16 protein-coding genes are annotated in these 18,167 nt (G+C 70.4%); 3 read left to right on the forward strand and 13 right to left on the reverse strand.

Translation table 11 applies throughout. The annotated features are described in order from the left end of the window. Nucleotides 1-46 precede the first annotated feature (46 nt). Nucleotides 47-478 carry a nuclear transport factor 2 family protein gene (locus AB0B33_RS30000; protein ID WP_360777699.1) on the forward strand — a complete coding sequence of 144 codons (432 nt, stop codon included), beginning with the start codon at nucleotides 47-49 and terminating at the stop codon, nucleotides 476-478. A gap of 67 nt (nucleotides 479-545) precedes the next feature. Here the strand turns inward: AB0B33_RS30000 and AB0B33_RS30005 are convergent, their stop codons facing one another. From AB0B33_RS30005 to AB0B33_RS30055, 11 genes are all read right to left on the reverse strand, one after another. Then, nucleotides 546-1,658, reverse strand: a complete 1,113-nt coding sequence (locus AB0B33_RS30005; protein WP_360777701.1) for an oligopeptide/dipeptide ABC transporter ATP-binding protein — start codon at nucleotides 1,656-1,658, stop codon at nucleotides 546-548. After that, nucleotides 1,655-2,650: an ABC transporter ATP-binding protein gene (locus AB0B33_RS30010; RefSeq protein WP_360777703.1), complete on the reverse strand. Its 996-nt coding sequence runs from the start codon at nucleotides 2,648-2,650 to the stop codon at nucleotides 1,655-1,657. Before AB0B33_RS30010 ends, AB0B33_RS30005 begins: the two co-directional genes overlap by 4 nt. A gap of 6 nt (nucleotides 2,651-2,656) precedes the next feature. Further along, complete coding sequence (locus AB0B33_RS30015; protein WP_247017174.1) at nucleotides 2,657-3,586, reverse strand: ABC transporter permease; 930 nt, start codon at nucleotides 3,584-3,586, stop codon at nucleotides 2,657-2,659. Beyond that, a complete protein-coding gene (locus tag AB0B33_RS30020; protein WP_247017172.1) occupies nucleotides 3,583-4,584 on the reverse strand; it encodes an ABC transporter permease in 1,002 nt (333 codons plus the stop codon). The genes AB0B33_RS30015 and AB0B33_RS30020 overlap by 4 nt, the downstream gene beginning before the upstream one ends. An 87-nt stretch (nucleotides 4,585-4,671) precedes the next feature. Next, a complete protein-coding gene (locus AB0B33_RS30025) occupies nucleotides 4,672-6,348 on the reverse strand; it encodes an ABC transporter substrate-binding protein (protein ID WP_360777706.1) in 1,677 nt (558 codons plus the stop codon). Between the two features lie 317 nt (nucleotides 6,349-6,665). After that, complete coding sequence (locus AB0B33_RS30030) at nucleotides 6,666-7,154, reverse strand: uridine kinase (protein WP_360777708.1); 489 nt, start codon at nucleotides 7,152-7,154, stop codon at nucleotides 6,666-6,668. A gap of 52 nt (nucleotides 7,155-7,206) precedes the next feature. After that, nucleotides 7,207-7,641: a DUF2304 domain-containing protein gene (locus tag AB0B33_RS30035; protein ID WP_360777710.1), complete on the reverse strand. Its 435-nt coding sequence runs from the start codon at nucleotides 7,639-7,641 to the stop codon at nucleotides 7,207-7,209. A 13-nt stretch (nucleotides 7,642-7,654) separates the two neighbouring features. Then, nucleotides 7,655-8,398, reverse strand: coding sequence for a glycosyltransferase family 2 protein (locus AB0B33_RS30040; protein ID WP_360777712.1), 744 nt, complete (start codon nucleotides 8,396-8,398; stop codon nucleotides 7,655-7,657). 17 nt (nucleotides 8,399-8,415) lie between these two features. Continuing rightward, nucleotides 8,416-10,383: a DUF6541 family protein gene (locus AB0B33_RS30045; RefSeq protein WP_360777714.1), complete on the reverse strand. Its 1,968-nt coding sequence runs from the start codon at nucleotides 10,381-10,383 to the stop codon at nucleotides 8,416-8,418. Between the two features lie 83 nt (nucleotides 10,384-10,466). Further along, nucleotides 10,467-11,774, reverse strand: a complete 1,308-nt coding sequence (locus AB0B33_RS30050) for a hypothetical protein (RefSeq protein WP_360777716.1) — start codon at nucleotides 11,772-11,774, stop codon at nucleotides 10,467-10,469. Further along, entirely contained in the window at nucleotides 11,771-12,790 is a 1,020-nt protein-coding gene (locus AB0B33_RS30055; RefSeq protein ID WP_360777718.1) for a glycosyltransferase family A protein, read from the reverse strand. The genes AB0B33_RS30050 and AB0B33_RS30055 overlap by 4 nt, the downstream gene beginning before the upstream one ends. An 84-nt stretch (nucleotides 12,791-12,874) precedes the next feature. Between AB0B33_RS30055 and AB0B33_RS30060 the strand changes: the two genes are divergently transcribed. Together AB0B33_RS30060 and AB0B33_RS30065 are read left to right on the forward strand one after the other, a co-directional pair. Beyond that, nucleotides 12,875-13,972 carry a UDP-N-acetylglucosamine 2-epimerase gene (locus AB0B33_RS30060; RefSeq protein ID WP_360777720.1) on the forward strand — a complete coding sequence of 366 codons (1,098 nt, stop codon included), beginning with the start codon at nucleotides 12,875-12,877 and terminating at the stop codon, nucleotides 13,970-13,972. Nucleotides 13,973-14,085: 113 nt separating this feature from the next. After that, nucleotides 14,086-17,142: a BTAD domain-containing putative transcriptional regulator gene (locus AB0B33_RS30065; protein ID WP_360777722.1), complete on the forward strand. Its 3,057-nt coding sequence runs from the start codon at nucleotides 14,086-14,088 to the stop codon at nucleotides 17,140-17,142. Here the strand turns inward: AB0B33_RS30065 and AB0B33_RS30070 are convergent. Together AB0B33_RS30070 and AB0B33_RS30075 are read right to left on the reverse strand one after the other, a co-directional pair. Beyond that, complete coding sequence (locus AB0B33_RS30070) at nucleotides 17,139-18,053, reverse strand: PIG-L family deacetylase (protein WP_360777724.1); 915 nt, start codon at nucleotides 18,051-18,053, stop codon at nucleotides 17,139-17,141. The two genes, AB0B33_RS30065 and AB0B33_RS30070, sit on opposite strands and share 4 nt — an antisense overlap. 17 nt (nucleotides 18,054-18,070) lie before the next feature. Next, nucleotides 18,071-18,160, reverse strand: coding sequence for a hypothetical protein (locus AB0B33_RS30075; RefSeq protein ID WP_360777750.1), 90 nt, complete (start codon nucleotides 18,158-18,160; stop codon nucleotides 18,071-18,073). Between the last annotated feature and the right edge of the window lie 7 nt (nucleotides 18,161-18,167).

The raw sequence follows: 18,167 nt of genomic DNA on the forward strand, positions 1-18,167 counted from the left end.
TACGTCCCCTACGACAGGCAAGGCACCACCACTCCAGGAGGATGGCATGACCGAGCACGACGACAAGCTGATTCGCGAACTCGTGGCCGCCCGCGCCGAGGCGATGACCGAACGTGACGCCGAAGCGCTCGCCGCGCAGTGCGTGCCCGGGCTCCTCGCGTACACGCTGGCCCCGCCGCTCGCGCACCACGGCGAAGACGTCGAGGCGCGCAAGGCGTGGTTCGCGAGCTTCGACGGCCCGATCGAGTACGAGGTCCGCGACCTCGAAGTCGTCGTCGGGGGCGACGTCGCCTACAGCCACTCGCTCAACCGGCTGTCGACGACACCGAAGGGCGTGCCCCAGAAGTTCGAGCTCTGGTTCCGCTCGACGACGGGCTTCCGCCGCGAGAACGGCGAGTGGCGGATCGCCCACGTCCACGACTCGACGCCGTTCTACATGGACGGCACGATGAGCGCCGCGCTGGACCTCCAGCCCTGACGCGCACTTTCACGTGAAAGTGACGTGGAGGGGGTACCTCCGGGTCACTTTCACGTGAAAGCTCCGCTCAGAGGATTTCGGCGGCCGTGCCGACGTCCGGCGGGCCCAGGTCGGGGTTCAGCGCCCCGGTGAGCTCCACCAGTTCCGGCTTCACCTCGTGCGGCTGGATGCGCCCGTCGCGGATGTCCTCCGCGTAGTGGCACGCCACCCGGTGCCCGGCGCCGATTTCGCGCAGCTGCGGGCGGTCGGTGTCACACAGGCTCGCCTGCCGCCACGGACAGCGCGTGTGGAACCGGCAGCCCGTCGGCGGGTTGGCCGGCGAGGGCAGGTCACCGGCGAGCAGGATCTGCTCGCGGGTGTCCTCGACCTGCGGGTCCGGCACCGGGATGGCCGACAGCAGCGCCCGCGTGTACGGGTGCAGCGGGTCCTGGTACAGCGAGTCCGCGTCGGTCTCCTCGACCAGCGCGCCCAGGTACATCACGCCGATGCGGTCGGAGATGTGCCGCACCACCGCGAGGTCGTGCGCGATCACCAGGTAGGTCAGCCCGAGCTGGTCCTGCAGGTCCTCCAGCAGGTTCACCACCTGGGCCTGCACCGAAACGTCCAATGCGGACACCGGCTCGTCGGCGACGATCAGGTCCGGCTCCACGGCCAGCGCCCGCGCGATGCCGATGCGCTGGCGCTGCCCGCCCGAGAACTCGTGCGGGTACTTCCGCAGCGCCGTCTCCGGCAGGCCGACCGCGGACAGCAGCTGGCGCAGCCGCTGCTGCGTGGCTTCCTTGTCCTTGTCGAGCCCGTGCGCGTGCATGCCCTCCAGCAGAATGGATTCCACCGACTGGCGGGGGTCCAAACTGGACAGCGGGTCCTGGAAGATCATCTGCATCCGGCGCCGGGCCTTCCGCAGTTCCTCACCCTTCAGGGCCGCGACGTCGGTGCCGTCGAAGACGACCTGGCCGTTGGTCGGCTCGTTGAGCCGGAGGATCGCGCGGCCCAGCGTGGACTTGCCGCACCCGGATTCGCCCACCAGGCCGTAGGTCTCGCCGCGGCGGATGGCCAGGTCGACGCCGTCGACCGCGTAGACGTGCCCGACCGTCCGGTCGATCACGATGCCGCGCTTGATCGGGAAGTGCACCTTGAGGTCGGTGACCTCGAGCAGCACGTCACCAGCAGGACGGGTCATCGGGTTCCTCCTCCCGCCGCGACCGGCGGCCGCACGGGGTTGTGACAGCGCAGCAGCCCGCCGCGGTCGGGGACCAGCTGCGGCTGGACCTCGCGGCACGCGGGCACCGCGTTGGGGCAACGCGGCGCGAACGCGCACCCGTTGTCCCACGGGATGTTGTCGGCCACCGAACCCCGGATGGGGACCAGCTTCTCGCCGCGGCCCGCGTCGAGGCGCGGGATCGAGGCGAGCAGGCCGTGCGTGTACGGGTGCCGCGGTTCGGCGAACAGCTGGTGCCGCTGCGCGCGCTCGACGATCTTGCCGCCGTAGAGCACGTTGACCTCGTCGCACAGCCCGGCGACGACGCCGAGGTCGTGCGTGATCATGATCAGCGCGGTGCCGGTGTCCTGCACCAGTTCCCGCAGCAGCGCCAGGATCTGCGCCTGGATGGTGACGTCCAGGGCCGTGGTCGGCTCGTCGGCGATGAGCAGCCGCGGCCGGCACGCCAGCGCGATCGCGATCAGCGCGCGCTGCCGCATCCCGCCGGAAAGCTGGTGCGGGTACTCGGAAAGCCGCCGCGACGGGTCGGGGATGCCGACCTTGTCGAGCAGGTCCACCGCTTCGACGGACGCCGCCTTGCGCGACATCCCGCGGTGGCGCTCCAGCACCTCGGTGATCTGCAGCCCGATCGGGATGACCGGGTTCAGCGAGGACAGCGGGTCCTGGAACACCATGCCGAGGTCGCGGCCGCGGCGGTCGCGCATTTCCCGGTCGGACAACGTGAGCAGGTCGGTGCCTTCGAAGCGCACCGAGCCGCTGACCTTGTTGCCGCGCCGGGCCAGCAGCCGCATGATCGCCAGCGACGTCACGGACTTGCCGCAGCCGGACTCGCCGACCAGGCCGACCGTCTGGCCGGGTTCGACGTCGAAGCTGACCCCGTTCACCGCGGTGAACGACTTCTCGCCGCGCCGGACGAAATCGACCGTGAGGTCGCGGACTTCAAGGAGTGCCATGGGTTTTCACCGCCTGTTCTTCGGGTCGAGGGCTTCGCGGAGGGACTCGCCGAGCAGCGTGAACCCGAGCGCGACGATGATGATCGCGATGGCCGGGTAGTACGCGAGCTCGGGGCGGATGTCGAGGAACTGGCGCGCGGCCTTGCCGAGCATCAGCCCCCACTCCGCCCGCGACGGGTCCGGGTCGCCCAGACCGAGGAACGACAGCGCCGCGGCCTCGAGGATGGCGGTCGCCAGCGTCAGCGTCGCCTGCACGATGACCGGGCCGAGCGAGTTCGGCAGCATGTGCCGGAACACGATCGTCCCGCGCTTCACACCCAGCGACGTCGCCGCCAGCACGTGGTCGGCGTCGCGCTGGGCCAGCATGGAACCGCGCAGCAGCCGCGCGAAGATCGGCACGCCGACCATCGACACGGCGAGGATGACCGTCCACTGGCTCGGCTTCGAGAACAGCGCCGCGATCGAGATGGCCAGCAGCAGCGACGGGAACGACAGCATGACGTCGACCAGTCGCATGAGGACGGTGTCGACCCAGCCGCCGAACGCGCCCGCCAGCCCGCCGATGATGACGCCGAGCAGCACGCCGATCAGCGTGGCGAGCACGCCGACGATCAGCGTCTGCTGGGCACCGACGATCAGCCGGGACAGGAAGTCGCGGCCGAAGTCGTCGACGCCGAGCGGGTACCCGGGCATCGAGCCGGGGATGATGCCCCGGCCGAGCTGCACCTGGTCCTGCATCGAGCGGTCGAGCGGGTCCTTGGGTGCGAGCAGCGGCGCGAAGATCGCCAGGAGGAAGAACAGGCCGGTGATGACGCCGCCGGTGATCGCGACCGGGCTGCGCAGCATGCGGCGGAACGCTTCGCCGCCGATGCTGCGCCCGCTCGCCGCGGCGAGCTTGTCGATCGGTTCCTTCTTCTTGTTGAGCAGAGTGTTCATCGCACACGCACCCTCGGGTCGATGATCCCGTACGAGATGTCGACCAGCATGTTCACCAGGACGTAGACCACGGCCCCGAACAGCAGCAGCGCCTGCAGCCGCGGGTAGTCACGCCGCTCGATGCCTTCGGCCAGCAGGAACCCGAGGCCGCGGAAGTTGAACACCCGCTCGGTCAGCACCGCGCCGCCGAGCAGCGCGCCGGTCTGCAGGCCGATGGTGGTGACCACCGGGAGCAGGCCGTTGCGCAGCACGTGCCGGCGGCGGACCACCTGCTGCGTGAGGCCCTTCGAGTTGGCCGTGCGGATGAAGTCTTCGTTGAGCACCTCGAGCACGGACGCGCGGGTGATCCGGGTGATCACCGCGAGCGGGATCGTGGCCAGCGCGAACGCGGGGAGGATCAGGTGCCGGATCGCGTCCCAGACGGCGTCCCACTCGCTCGTCATGATGCCGTCGAGGATGGCGAAGTTCGTGATGGCCGTGGCGTCGAGCCCGGTCGTCTGCCTGCCCTGCGACGGCAGGCCCAGCGGCGAGGCCAGCAGGTCCTGCATCATGTAGCCGAGGAAGAACACCGGCACCGCGACGCCGATCAGGCTGAGCAGGATGACACCGTTGTCGACCGGCCCGCCGCGGTAGCGCGCCGACAGGTAACCGGCCGGGATGCCGACGACGCACGCGATGAGCATGGCCGTGAAGCCGAGTTCGATGGTCGCCGGCAGGAACGTGGTGATCTCGCCCATGACGGGCTGGGTCGACACCAGGGAGTTGCCGAAGTCGCCGGTGAAGGCGCGGCCGAGGAACCCGAAGTACTGCAGGATGATCGGCTGATCGAGCCCGAGTACGTGGTTGAGGTCGGCGATCTTCTCGGGCGTTGCCTTGTCACCCAGCAGCGCGGCTGCGGGACCGCCGGGCAGGGAACGCAACCACGCGAAGACCAGGATGGACAGGATGAGGAGCGTCGGGATCGCTTGTAGCAGCCGACGCACGAGAAAACGGAGCACGTGCAGTCCTTTGTCGCCAGCCCGGGATCAGGCGCAAGGGGTGGGCGCGGTAGCACCCACCCCTTGCCTTTGGCTGAAATCCGTTTGTCAGCTCACGGTCACGGTGTTGAAGCGCTCATCGGTGAGCGGGCTCGCCACCAGACCCTTGACCTTCGGGCCGACGACGATGGCCGGCGTCGGGTACGCGATCGGGACCGCCGGGAGGAAGTCCATGATCTTCTTGTTCACTTCCTGGTACGCCTTGGCGTGCGCGTCGCCGGCGGGCGAAGCGTCCGCGGCGGCGAGGGCCGAGAACAGCTCGGGGTTGTTGAACCCGAACTCCTTCTTCTCGCGGCCGAAGAACGTGCCGACGAAGTTGCCGGCGTCGTTGTAGTCACCGGTCCAGCCGAGCAGGTGCAGGTCCTGCTTGCCGAACTTCTGGACGTCGTCCTTGTAGCCACCGTTCCACGGCTCGGCGTGGGCCTCGATGGTGATGCCGATCTTCTTCAGGTCCTCGGAGATCGCCGTGAACGTGTCCGCCGGGTTCGGCATGTACGGGCGGCTGACCTCGGTCGGGTAGTAGAACTTCAGCGTCATGCCCTCGGCGCCCGCCGCCTTCAGCAGGTCCTTGGCCTTCTGCTGGTCGTACGGGTACTTGGTGACGTCGTCGGTGTAGCCCGAGATGACCTTCGGGACGAACTCGCTCGCGACCTCGGAACCCTCGGCCAGCTTGCTCTTCACGAACTGCTCGCGGTTGATGCCGTAGGCCAGCGCCTGGCGGACCCGCGGGTCCTTCAGCTTCGCCGCGTTCGGGCCGGACTGGTTGATGCCCAGGTACAGCACGTTGAACGACGGGCGGATGAGGACCTGCTCGCCGTCGTTGCGCAGCAGGCCGTAGTCCGCCGGGTTCGGGTAGTCGTAGCCGTTGATGTCGCCGGCCTTGAGCGCCTGCTTGCGGGCGTTCTCGTCCGGGATGACCTTGAAGATCAGCTTGTCGAGCTTCGCCGGGGACGGGCTGCTGTCGTTGCGCACCAGGGTGATCTCACCCTTGCCCTGGTCCCAGCTGTCGAACTTGAACGGGCCGGTGCCGACCGGGTGCTTGTTCGCGTACTCGCTGTAGGTGAACGAGTCGCCGCTCTGGGTGACCGTGTCGCCGTTGTACTGCTTGATCGCCGTCGGGCTCTGGATCGCGAACGACGGGAGCGTGAACGCCGCCGGGAACGCGCCCTTGGCCTTGTTCAGGTTGAGGACCGCGGTCGCCGGGTCCTTCGCCTCGCAGCTCTTGTAGACCGGGTCGCCGGCCGCGTCGCCTTCGTTCTTGGCGAAGCCCTCGAAGACGTCGCCGTAGTAGATCATCTGGCTCTGGGCGGCGGCGCCCTTCATGTTGAACCAGCGGTCGAAGTTCGCGCAGACCGCCGTCGCGTCCATCGCGGTGCCGTCGGAGAACTTGACACCCGACTTCAAGGAGAACGTCCAGGTCTTGCCCTCGTTGCTCGACTCCCACTTCTCGGCGAGGGAGGGCTCGAGGTCAGCGGTGCCCGGCTTGTTCTGGATCAGCGTGTCGAAGATCTGCCGCGTGATGCGGAAGGTCTCGCCCTCGTCGTTGAACGCGGGGTCGAACAGCTTCGGGTTGCCGGCCGCACCGAAGATCATCGTGCCCCCGGTACCACCCCCGGCGCCTTCTTCACGCTTGGATTCCGCACAGGCGGACAGCGAAACCGCGAGCGCGCCGGCGAGCCCGATCAGGGCCACGCGGCGTGTTCGGGTCAGCCGCAATTGCTGCATCTGGCACCCCTTGGGAGATGTTTCGGGTTCAAAGTCACCGTCCGGTCGGTCAGGAACTCGACGGACGATCGTGTGTTCGCCGACACTAGCGGGAACTCGGCTCGCACTTAAGCACGTGAGGTTACGATCGCGCTACGTGGACGTCGATTTGACCGCAATGTGTCCGTAAATCACGACAGAATGTGACCGTTTGAGCGTTACGGATGCACCCGGTGCCGGATCACTAACTCAGATGGCGGTACCTATGTTAGTCCGGTCGTGATGCCGGGCTGGATCGATCCGGGTCCTTCGGACACGCTGGGTGACCGTTCCGTTCCCTACGAAAGTCGGGTTCCGGCCGCCGCGGGGGTGCCGTCCACAGCGAACCAGCCGCGCTCGAACCGTTGCCAGCGCCCCAATTCGGCCCGTGCGGCCTCCCCGTCCCGGCCGACGGCTTTGGCCAGCCGCACGGCTTCCGGGCCGCCGGAGAGCCAGCAGAGGTGCGAAAGCAGGGTTCTTGCCGAAGCCCGGCCGCTCGAGACGCCTTCCAGCACCAGCACGTCCGGCACGCTCACCCGGACGAGCTCACCCGGGCGGGGAACGCCGGAAGACCAGTCGGTGCACCGATAAGCGCCCGGAACGCCGTCGGAGAGGGGACGCAGGACGCCGTCGACCAGCCGCGGCCACCACGAAACCGGGTCGTCCCAGGTGGCGAAGGCGTCGGTGCTGACCAGTTCGGTGCGGCACCCGCGGGCGCGCAACGCTTCGACGACCCGGGCGGCCAGTGTGGACTTCCCGGCGCCCGACGGCCCGTCGATGGCGAGCACGCGGACCCCGCCCAGCCGCGCGGGCGCGGCGAGCAGGGCTTCGATCAGGGCGTCACTTGCTGACGCGCTCGACCTCCGGGAGCCCTTTGACGTCGTCGGGAGCCGACACGCGGGTCTCGAGCCCGGCGATCCGCCGCTCCAGGTCGCGCCGGGTGTCTTCGAGCTCGCAGCGCAGCAGCGCGATCTCCTCGACCGACGTGCGGACCTCTTCTTCGAGGTGCCCGACTTCGGTGGACAGGTGCAGCGACACGAGCGCGAGCACGACGCCGGCCAGGAGGAAGACGAAGTTGGACGGGGTTTCCACCCCGGTCAGCTTGGCCAGGAAATCCGCGGCCGACGGGACCACGGCCAGGACGACGACGCCGGTGGCGACGACCAGCCACACGCCCGCGTACTTCTCGCGCAGCTTGCGCCGCCGCATCATTTCGATGACGACGAAGAGCACCAGGCAAGCGATGACGATGCTGAGGATGCGCCAACCGACCATCTTCGGAAGCTCCTTATGCCGAGTCTGAGGAGTCGACGGCCGGGCGGCGGCGGACCAGCGCCAGCAGCAGCGCGAGGCCGGCCCGGCCCAGGTAGACGGCCGACTTGACGGGCGAGTGGCTGGGCGTGCCGCCCGCGCGCTCGCGCATGACGACCGGGATCTCCTTGATGGTCAGTTTGGCCCGGATGGCCATCACCAGCGATTCCACCGTGTCGCCCAGGTACTCCGCCGGGTAGTAGCCGGCGAACAGCCGGATCGCCCGCGGGCCCATCGCCTTGAAGCCCGACGTGACGTCGGTGAGCTTGGTCTTCCCCAGCCGCGAGAACACCAGCGACAGCACGACCATCGCGTACTTGCGCGGCCCGCTGGCCTTGTAGGCGCCCTTGCCGGCGAACCGGGAGCCGATCACGATGTCCGCGTCGTCCAGGCCGCGCAGCAGCGCCTCGAGCTCGTCCGGGTCGTGCTGGCCGTCCGCGTCCACCTGCACGACGACGTCGTAGCCGCGGGCGGCGGCGTACCGGAAGCCGGTGCGCATCGCGCCGCCGACCCCGAGGTTCACCGCGAGCCGGGCCACGTCGGCCCCGGCCGCGCGGGCGAGCTTGGCGGTGTCGTCCACCGAGCCGTCGTCCACGACCAGCAGGTCGCCGTCCGGCAGGGCGCGCTTCACCTGCGCGATGACCGAAGCGACACTCGCCGATTCGTTCAGCGCGGGCATCACGATGAGCACCCGGCGGCTGGTCACGGAGGTGGTGGACACGCGATCACTCTAGCCTTTCACTGCCCGTTACCGGCTGCGGACCCGGGCGCGGCGCCCGCCGCGACAACGCCCTGCTGACCTTCGATCTCGTAGATCTTCGCGCCCGCGTTGCGGTAGACCAGCTTGAACCCGGGGCTGCTGTCGAGGTGCTGGAGGCCGACGTCGTTCTGCGTCGTCGGGGTCACCTTGCCCGACCCGACGAAGGCGTAGCGGACCTTCAGGTCGGTGAGCAGCTCACGCACCTTCGGGTACTTCTCGACGTCGTTGGCGAAGACGCTCAGGTAGCCCGCGTCGGTGTCGAACTCGGCGCCGTAGAAGTTCCACTGCGTCGGCATCACGCCGGCCAGCGCGTACATCCAGACGGACCCGTCGGCCTTGTCGTTCAGCACGCGCTCGCCCGGCGCGGTGTGCTGCGCGAGCCAGGTGAACGCGGCCTCTTCGTCCTTGCTGACCGTCGGGCCGCCGCTGTAGTTGAGCTGCAGGCGGGCGGCGTTGCGGCCGATGTAGCCGCCGCGGCTCAGGCCGCCGACGACCAGCGCGAGCACCACGACGCCGACCAGGGTGAGCGTGGCGGGCTTGAGGTTCGGCAGGCGCGGGGCGACCTTCTCGGCGAACCAGCCGGACGCCGTGTGCACGAACTCGCCGAACGCCACGCAGCCGGCCAGCGGCACCAGGGCCGCGACGCGCCAGTTGTCGTTGTAGAACGGGCTGCTGAGCGTGTGCACCAGGTCGGTCTCCAGGGAGACGGTCGCGGCGAACAGCCCGCCGAGCACGACGTACGCGCCGACCATCCACAGCATCCGGCGGTGCTTCACCAGCAGGAAGACGCCGATGATCGCGGGGACGCCGATCCACCACTGCGGGAACGCGGCCATCGGCGAGAACGTGATCGTCTCGCCGACCGCGCCGCTCACGGTCGCTTCGTTCGCCCAGTACGCGCTGGTCACGCCGCCGGCGTTGTACAGCGACGGGAGCACCACCGGGATGCCGAGCGCGGCGGCCAGCACCACGGTCGCGACCAGCGACGGCAGCGACCGGCGCCAGGTGATCGCCTCGAAGCGGAACACCACCGCGGCGAGGATCAGCAGGAAGTAGACGATGACGACGAACACGACGCTGGTGTGCAGGCCGGCGAGCCCGGCGACGCCGACGCCGATGGCGACCGGGCCGGCGATCCCGCGGGGCTCCAGCAGGTGCCGGGCCACCGCAAGCATCGCCGGGATCAGCGCGACGCCGGCGACGAACGGCCACAGCGGGCCGCGCCACAGCGAGTCGTACGGGAAGACCGTGAAGCAGGCCGACACCGCGGCCGCCGCGGCCACCCCGATCGGGGGCATCCGCCAGGCGTGGCACATCGCGGCGACGCCGAGCGGCACGGTCAGCACGACCGCGAGCGCCGCCAGGTTCAGCGTCGGCATGATCGTCAGGCCGCCCTTGCCGAAGACCAGGGCGAGCAGCGCGTGGTAGGTGTCCGGGTAGAAGTAGTGCGTTTCGTTCGGCAGGTTCGCGATGGTGCCGACGGTCGAGGGCCGGGCGTCGCCGTGCTCGGCGATCCAGCGGACCAGGTTCGCGTGGAACGGCGCGTCCCAGCCCTGCTGCACGTTGCCGACGTCGCGGATGCCGCGCAGGAAGGTGACGGTGCCGATGCCGAGGCCGGCGAGGACGCCGAGGCCGATGAGCAGGTGATCGCGGAGGCTGCGCTCGGGCCGCTCCGGCTCGGTCCAGTCCGGGTGGCGGCGGCGCGTGGAGCGCGTCACCGCGAAGGCCAGCGCGAACCCGACGGCCGAGAGCACCAGCGTCCACAGCGCGACGTTCGGCATCGACCAGCGGATGCCGAACCGGCCGAGCACCGGGATGCCGATGGCGACGAGGCCGAAGGTCAGCATCGGCGCGGCCGCGGCCAGCGTCCAGCCGCGCAGCCGGATCGCGGCACCGAACACCAGACCCGGCAACCAGAACGCGAGCAAAACGAGTAGCACGTTCATCGAATTCGCAGTCCAAACCTTACCGGCGTTTCACGCCGTTTCCCGTCCCCACCGGCGGGTTCGCAACGCACCTTACTGGGCCGCTACGAAGACGTTCCACCGGTGCCCGGGGTTGTCCCCGAAACCGATTCCGGTGCTTTCCGGAGAACGAACGCGAGCACCACGGCCAGGCCCAGCGTCGGCGCGGCGGCCAGCGCGACGACCGCGCGGAACACGGTTTCGCCGGGCAGCAGCACCAGCAGCAGGGACGCCGTGCCGGTGACGATCGCCCAGGTGACCAGCACCAGCCGGGCCTGGGTGCGGGCCACGAGCACGGCCGTGAGCAGCTGCATCGGCACCAGCAGCACCGACGACCAGACGAGCCCGGCGACCGACCAGCCGTCGATGTCGTACTCCGGCCCGCTGACGAACCGGACCGCCCACGGCCCGAGCCACAGCCCGACCAGCGCGCCGAGCGCGGCCAGCACCAGCGACGCGGCGGCGCCGAGGGCGAGCACACGGCGGAGCTTGTGGCGGCCTTCCTCGGTGACCGAGAGCCGGACGACGAACGGCACGGCCAGCGACTGCACCGGCCCGATCAGGGTCAGCGGCAACCGGGCGATGACCAGCGCGGCGAACAGGGCGCCGACGCGGTCGCGGTCCCCGCCCGGGGCCAGCAGGCCGACCAGCGCCGGGTAGCCGGTGATGACCGCGGCCGTCAGCGCGGCCCCGACCAGCAGCATGCCCATCCGGCGGCCGGTGACGCCCCAGCCGTCGCCCTCGACGTGCGGGTCGAGCAGCTGCCGGGCCGGGCGCGCGAACAGCAGCCACGCGAACGAGCCGGCGGCGACCGCGATCGCGAGCGAGACGACGTTGTAGGCGACGGAGACGAACAGCACGCCCAGGACGAGCGCGCGGATGGCCGGCTCGGCCACCACGAGCAGCGAGAACGCCTTGACCTTGTGCTGGCCGATCAGCAGCCCGCGGGTGCCGAACTGGCAGGCGAACGCGACGCCGCCGGCCAGCACGATCAGCGGCAGCGCGAGGTCACCGCCGAACAGCCGGTCGTTGACCGGTGGGATCAGCAGCGCGAGGGAGAACACGGCCGCGACGAGCACGCCGACGGCGACCGCGCGCAGGGCCGGGCGCCCCGCCTTGCCGCCGGTGAGGGCGGCCACCGCGGACTGGCGCGAGAGCTCCTGCTCCAGCGGCGAGAGCGCGCTGCCGAGACCCATCACCAGGCCCCAGAAGGTGACGAAGACGGCGTAGTCCTGCGGGGACAGCAGGCGCTGGCAGGCGACCGTGAGGACGTAGCCGAGGCCGATGGACACGATCAGCGAGCCGCCGAGGCTGCCCGCCGTCGTGCGCCCGCTGCGGGCGGCGGCCGGGGTTTCCACGTCCGCGCTGCTCATCGGCGGCGGAGCCGGGTCCGCACGGCCATGGCCAGTCCACGCAGGACACCCGCGCCGAAGCCGCCGGCGAACACCGGCAGCAGCTTGGTGACCGCGCGGGCCTCGGGGCCGGTCGCACCGCACTTCTTGACGACCTCGCCGGCCGCGACCGCGCCGAGCACGCCGGCGGCCAGCGTCGTCTTCGGCTTCTTCGCGGCGAAGGCCAGCCCGATGACGCCGGCCGCGAGCGCGCCGAACAGGGCGTTGCGGGCCGGGCCCGGCGAAGCGATGTAGGAGTCCACGTACGTCGTGCCGCGGAAGTACGCCTGCTGCGTGAACTTCTTGAAGGAGTCGCGCCCGTTGTAGGTCGCGGACAGCTCGGGGGCGAGCCAGATCTGCTCGCGCTCGGCGATCCACCGCAGCATGCGGGTGTCGTCGCTGGCGAAGCGGATGTCGTCGAACAGCGACGCGAACGCCGTCACCGAGCCTTCGAGGAGACCGCGGCGGGCGCAGAAGAAGGTCGTGCCCTTCGGGTAGACGTCGAACTCCTCGATGCCGTACGACATCAGCCGCGGGTTCGCGCAGTACTTGCGCCACGGCACCTTCACCAGCCCGGCCATGAAACCGGCGTACGGGTTGTGCTCGGAAGCGACGTTGATGTGGCCGTTCCAGACCGCGCGCTCGGGGTGGTCCACGAGCTGGTCGCGCAGGAACGTGAGGGTGTGCTCGTCGACGATGACGCGGCTGTCGAGCAGCGCGATCCACTCGCCGGAGGACTTGGCGATGCCCGCGCTCCTGGCCTCGAACCGGCCGCCGTTGGCCTGGCTGAGCACCGTGATGCCGTGGCGTTCGCGCAGGTCGTCGAGCCGGGACGGGGTGGCGTCGGTGCTGCCGTCGTCGACCACGACGACCTCGATCGGCCAGCTCGCGGCCGACGCCGAAGCGAGCAGCGCGCCGACACTGCGTTCGATCCAGTCCTGCTCGTTGTAGACCGGGATCACGACGCTGAGCGAGGGGAGGAGCGGGTTCGCACTCACCGTGCCGAGGCTACCCGGCGGCCCCCGCGGGGGGTCGGCCAGTATCCTTACGCCACCGCACCCGACCGGAAATGGGCTCCTCTGGTGATTTCCTTCATTCTCGGCACCACCGCGGAACTGATCAAGATCGCGCCCGTCTACCACGGGATCCGCGAGCGCGGGATGCGGCCGAAGATCTGGTTCACCGCCCAGCACGTCGACGAGGTCGCGGACGTACTGGCCGACCTGGACATGCCGGCGCCCGACGTCTGGCTGGTGCCGGAGGACAAGGCCCACAACCTCGAGTCGCCGGCGCAGGTGCCGGGCTGGGCCGCGCAGGTGCTGCGCACCGCGTGGAGCCGCCGCCACGAGCTGCGCGCCGCGCTGAACGAGGACGGCCGTCCCCCGCTGGTGCTGGTGCACGGCGACACGTTCACCACGCCGTACGGCTCGCTGATCGGGAAGCGCATCCTCAAGTCCCGCGTCGGGCACGTCGAGGCCGGCGCGCGGTCGGGCAGCATCCTCTCGCCGCTGCCGGAGGAGCTGAACCGCAAGATCGCGGCGAAGATCGTCGACATGCACTTCGCGCCGAGCATCCGCGAGGTCAACAACCTGCGGCACGCCCGCGGCGTCGTCGTCGACACCGAAGCGAACACGGCGATCGACGCGATGCGCCTGGCCATCAACCAACCGCTGGACGTGCCGAACCTGCCGGAGAAGTTCGGCCTGGCGACGCTGCACCGCTTCGAACTGGTCTCGCGCCCGGACAAGTACCGCGAGGCGCTGGAGATCCTGCGCGAGCAGAGCCGCAAGATGCCGATCCTGTACATGGCCGGCGCGCCGGAGCGCGAGAAGATCCGCGCGCTGGGCATCGGGAACATCTTCGACGACCAGTTCATCGTCCAGCCGAAGATGCGCTACCTGAAGTTCCTGCCGCTGGTCGCGCGCGCGGAATACGTCGTCACCGACTCGGGTGGCCTGTCGGCGGAGTGCTACTACCTCGGCCTCCCCTGCGCGGTGCACCGCGAGCGCACGGAAACCCCGCAGCACCTGGGCGAAACGGTCGTGCTGACCGAGATGCGCGGCGACAAGCTGCAGAACTTCCTCGACACGTACCAGAACCGCCGCGGCGAGTCCTGGATGGACAAGTACCACCCGTCCGAGATCATCGTGGACACGCTGGCGCAGCTCGGCTACTGCTGAACCGGACGGCTTCGGCCGTTCGAGTGTTTTCCCCTCCGCACGTGATCAGGCGTGACTAGGGTCCGAAGCGAGGTCACCTGAACGTGTGATCTCACGGGACTGGGGGGATCTCGATGCGGTTTCAGCTGTTGGGGGCGGTGACCGCGCGGCGAACCGGGGCCGATGTCCCGCTGGGCGGGCCGAAGCCCCGCACGCTGCTCGCGGCGCTGCTGCTGGCGGAAGGCCGGGTGCTGCACGCCGACCGGCTGATCTCGATCATCTGGGACGAGACGCCGCCGGACAGCGCGTCCGCGTTGCTGCACACCTACGTTTCGACGCTGCGGCGGGCGTTCCAGCAGCCCGACGGCGCACCGGGCGCGATCCTCACCGAGCAGAGCGGCTACCGGATCGAGCTGACCGGCTGCACCGTGGACCTGCTGGAGTTCGCCCGCCTGGCCGCCGAAGGCGATGCCGCCGCCGGCGCGGGCGACCACGAAACCGCCGAACAGCGCTACGACCAGGCGCTCGGCCAGTGGCAGGGCCCGGCCCTCGGCGGCCTCAAGTCCCGGTTCGCCGCCGCGGAAGCCGCGCGGCTGGCGGATCAGCGGCTGGACGTGCTGGAGAAGCGCGTCGACTGCGCGTTCGCGCTGGGCCGCGGCGCGGGGCTGGTCGGCGAACTCACGGCGCTGGTCGCGGAGCACCCCCTCCGCGAGCGCCTGCGCGGCCAGCTGATGACCGCGTTGTGGACGACCGGGCGGCAGGCCGACGCCCTGCGGTGCTACCAGACCGGCCGCGAACTGCTCGTCGAGGAGCTCGGCGTCGAACCCGGGCCGGAGCTGCGGGCGCTGCACCAGCGGATCTTGCGCGGCGACGCGGGCGCGCCGGAGGCGGGTGCACCGGCGGTGCCGAAGGCCGACGAAGAACCGGAAGCGCCCGGCGGCCCGTGCCTGCTTCCCCCGGACATCACCGACTTCACCGGCCGGCGCACCGAGACGGCGACGCTCACCAAGCCGTCCGCGCGCCGGGTGGCGATCTCCGGGAAACCCGGCTCCGGCAAGAGTTCGCTGGCCGTGCACGTGAGCCACCTGCTGCGGGCCCGGTTCCCCGACGGCCAGCTCTACGTCGCTCTGCGCGGCGCCCAGCAGTCGCCGGTGGACCCCGGCGAGGTGCTCGGCCGGTTCCTGCGCGCCTTGGGCGTCCCCGACGGGGAACTCCCGGTGGGCCTCGACGAACGCGTCGAGCTGTACCGGGTCCTTTCGGCGTCGAAGCGGCTGCTCGTCGTGCTCGACGACGCCGCGGACGAGCGCCAGGTGCGGCCGCTGCTGCCCAGCGGGGACGGCTGCCTGTGCGTGCTCACCAGCCGGGTGCGGCTGGCCGCGCTGGACTCGACCGAGCACATCGACCTGCGGGTCCTCGACGACGAGACCGGGCTCGCCCTGCTCACCCAGATCGTCGGCGGCACCCGGATCGCCGCCGAACCCGACGCGGCCCGCACGCTCGTGCACCTCTGCGGCAACCTGCCGCTGGCCGTGCGCATCATCGGCGCCCGCCTCGCCGCGCGGCCGGACTGGCGGCCGTCGCGGCTGGTGCCGAGGCTGCGCGAACAGCGGAAGTTCCTGAACGAGCTGGCGATCGGGGACCTCGAAGTCCGCGGCAGCCTCGCCCTCTCCTACCGCGGGCTCGACGACCCGGAACGGTCCGCGCTGCGCCGGCTCGGCTGGCTGGGCGTCCCCGACTTCGGTGCCTGGCTGGTGAGCGTGCTGCTGTCGGTGCCGCCGGACGACGCCGAAGACATCGTCGAAGGTCTCGTCCGCGCGCAGCTGCTGGACGTGGTCAGCAACGACGGCTCGGCCGTCACCCGGTACCGCCTGCACGACCTCATCCGCGTGTTCGGCTGGGAACGCGCGGAAGCGGAGGAGGACGCCGAGCAGCTGCAGCTCGCGGTCCGGCGGGCCGCCGACGAGTGGTACCGGCTGGTCGAGTGGGCGTCGGGCGGCACGCCGGTGCGCGCGCTGCGCCCCGCGACGCCGAGCCCGGCGGCGACCCCCGAGCTGGTCCGCACCGACACCCTCGGCGAACCGCTCGCCTGGTTCGACGCCGAACAGGCGGCACTCGTGCACATCGTCGAGCGCGCCAGCGAACTCGGGCTGGCCGACGCGGCCGTGCGGCTGGCGACCGCGTTGTGTTCGTCGTCCTTCGCCGTGGAGAACCACTTCCACCACTGGTGGCGGACGCACACGGCGGCGCTCGAAGCGGCCCGGCAGGCGGGCGACCTCTCCGGCCAGGGCCTGCTGCTGGCCGGGCTCGGCTGGCTGCGCAGCGAACAGGACCGGCTCGACGAAGCCGCCGACTACTACGCGCAGGCCCTCCAGGCGTACGCCGACGTCGACGACGTCCGCGGCAAGGCGGTCACGCGGCTGATGCTGAGCAGCGTCCGGCGCGAGCAGGCCCGGCTCCCGGAAGCGCTGGAGCTGCTCGGGGAAGCGCTCCCCGTGCTGAACGAGCTCGGCGACCCGCGTGCGGAGGCCAGGGGGCACCACGGCCGCGGCATGGTGCTGACCGAGCTCGGCCGGCTGCCCGAAGCGCTGCACGAGCTGGAGCTCGCCCTCGAGCGGTACCGGTCGCTGCCGGACGACCACGGCGTCGCGCTCGTCCTGCGCTCCACCGGCATCGTGCACCGCGCGGCCGGCCGGCTCGTCGAGGCCGAACTGGCGTGCGCGCGGGGATTGGCCCTGCTGCGGGACGTCGGCGACCGGCTGATGATCGCCTACGCCACCCAGGCGCTGGTGAAAGTCCACATCAGACAGGGCAGGCGGGACACCGGCGAGCTGCACGCCGAACTCGAGGACGCGCTGGCGACGTGCCGCGAGATGCAGGACGGCTTCGGCCAGGCGCTGATGCTCCGGACCCTCGGCGAGCTCGACCTCGTCCGCGGCGAACCGGACGCCGCCCGGCGGCACCTCGAGCTCGCCCTCACCTGGTGCGACGCGCTTTCCCTCCCGCTGTGGCGGGCACGCAACCTGCGTGACCTCGCGGCCGCCCAGCGAGCACTGGGCAGGCACGCGGAGTCCGACGCCACCCACGCCGAGGCGCATGCCCTGTTCGCCAGGTACGGCGCCCGGGAAGCCGGCGAACCCCGGATGGCCGTGAAGACCGCTTCCGGGGAAGCGGTCTTCACGGAACACCACTAGCAGCCGTTGAAGTCGCCCGGCGGCACCCAGGGGATCCCCGGCCAGAAGATCCGGCCCTCCGGCCGGTACTGCTTGCCCATCACGTTGTCCCACGACCAGGGGCTGATCTGGTAGTCGAACGGCTTGTAGGCGTTCCAGATCGACTGCTTGCGGTCCCGCCAGTACCCGCCGACGTTGTCCGGGTAGTCGGTGATGACGTAGCCCTGGTACTCGTCCCGGCGGATCCAGGTGTTCCCGGCGCCGTCGACGTCCGCGTCGGCCGCGAGGATCGCTCCGGCGACGTGGTCGACGTTGTCGGCCACGCCGTCCCCGCGCTTTTCCCGGTGCCCGATGGTGCTCTGCGTGCGCAGGTAGTCGGGCTGGACGTAGTCGATGATCGACCGCAGCATGCCGACGAAGGAGTCCTTCGTGTACGCCGGCCGGTAGTCGATCGGCTCGGCGACGTAGGAGTCGTCGTGCAGCATCCGGTACAGGTCACCGCAGTTGTCCTCGGGACCGGCGGCCGCGTGGATGTAGGTGAAGACGAGGTGGACGTTCGTGCCGTCGAGGTGGTCGACGGCGACCGGGTGGCCGCCGAACCACATTTCCTCGTAAGTCCAGGAGTTGGGCACCCCGGCCGTCTCGGCGTAGGCGGCGTGCTCGCCCTGCACCCGGTTGTCGGCGTAGTCCATGCCGCACGGATCGTGGCTCTCGCACGGGATTTCGCCCGCGGTGAGGTAGGTGACCCACACGTTGTACCCGGCTTCGACGTCGGAAGCGATGTCCGGGTTCATGAACAGGAGGTCGTCGTCCTGGTGCGCGGAAAAGCTGAGCGTCGTGGTGGTGTCGGCGGCGGCGGGGCTGTGCACCGCGGCGACGGTCGCCGCGGCCAGGACCAGCGCGGCGAGCGGCCGCGCGATCTTCGTTCGCATGACGTGCTTCCTTTCGTTCACCGGCCCCAGTTTTCGATGTCGGGGGCGCCCATGTCGGTGTTCCAGTACCAGTGGGTCAGCGTGCCGTTGGTGGACCGGCCGTAGATGTTTTCC

This window comes from Amycolatopsis sp. NPDC049159, assembly GCF_040648295.1.
Lineage (GTDB): Bacteria > Actinomycetota > Actinomycetes > Mycobacteriales > Pseudonocardiaceae > Amycolatopsis > Amycolatopsis pretoriensis_A.

Coding starts and splice junctions, on each gene's coding strand:
- AB0B33_RS30000 (WP_360777699.1), top strand. CDS start 47: ATGACCGAGCACGACGACAAGCTGATTCGCGAACTCGTGGCCGCCCGC.
- AB0B33_RS30005 (WP_360777701.1), bottom strand. CDS start 1,658: ATGACCCGTCCTGCTGGTGACGTGCTGCTCGAGGTCACCGACCTCAAG.
- AB0B33_RS30010 (WP_360777703.1), bottom strand. CDS start 2,650: ATGGCACTCCTTGAAGTCCGCGACCTCACGGTCGATTTCGTCCGGCGC.
- AB0B33_RS30015 (WP_247017174.1), bottom strand. CDS start 3,586: ATGAACACTCTGCTCAACAAGAAGAAGGAACCGATCGACAAGCTCGCC.
- AB0B33_RS30025 (WP_360777706.1), bottom strand. CDS start 6,348: ATGCAGCAATTGCGGCTGACCCGAACACGCCGCGTGGCCCTGATCGGG.
- AB0B33_RS30035 (WP_360777710.1), bottom strand. CDS start 7,641: ATGGTCGGTTGGCGCATCCTCAGCATCGTCATCGCTTGCCTGGTGCTC.
- AB0B33_RS30045 (WP_360777714.1), bottom strand. CDS start 10,383: ATGAACGTGCTACTCGTTTTGCTCGCGTTCTGGTTGCCGGGTCTGGTG.
- AB0B33_RS30050 (WP_360777716.1), bottom strand. CDS start 11,774: ATGAGCAGCGCGGACGTGGAAACCCCGGCCGCCGCCCGCAGCGGGCGC.
- AB0B33_RS30065 (WP_360777722.1), top strand. CDS start 14,086: ATGCGGTTTCAGCTGTTGGGGGCGGTGACCGCGCGGCGAACCGGGGCC.
- AB0B33_RS30070 (WP_360777724.1), bottom strand. CDS start 18,053: ATGCGAACGAAGATCGCGCGGCCGCTCGCCGCGCTGGTCCTGGCCGCG.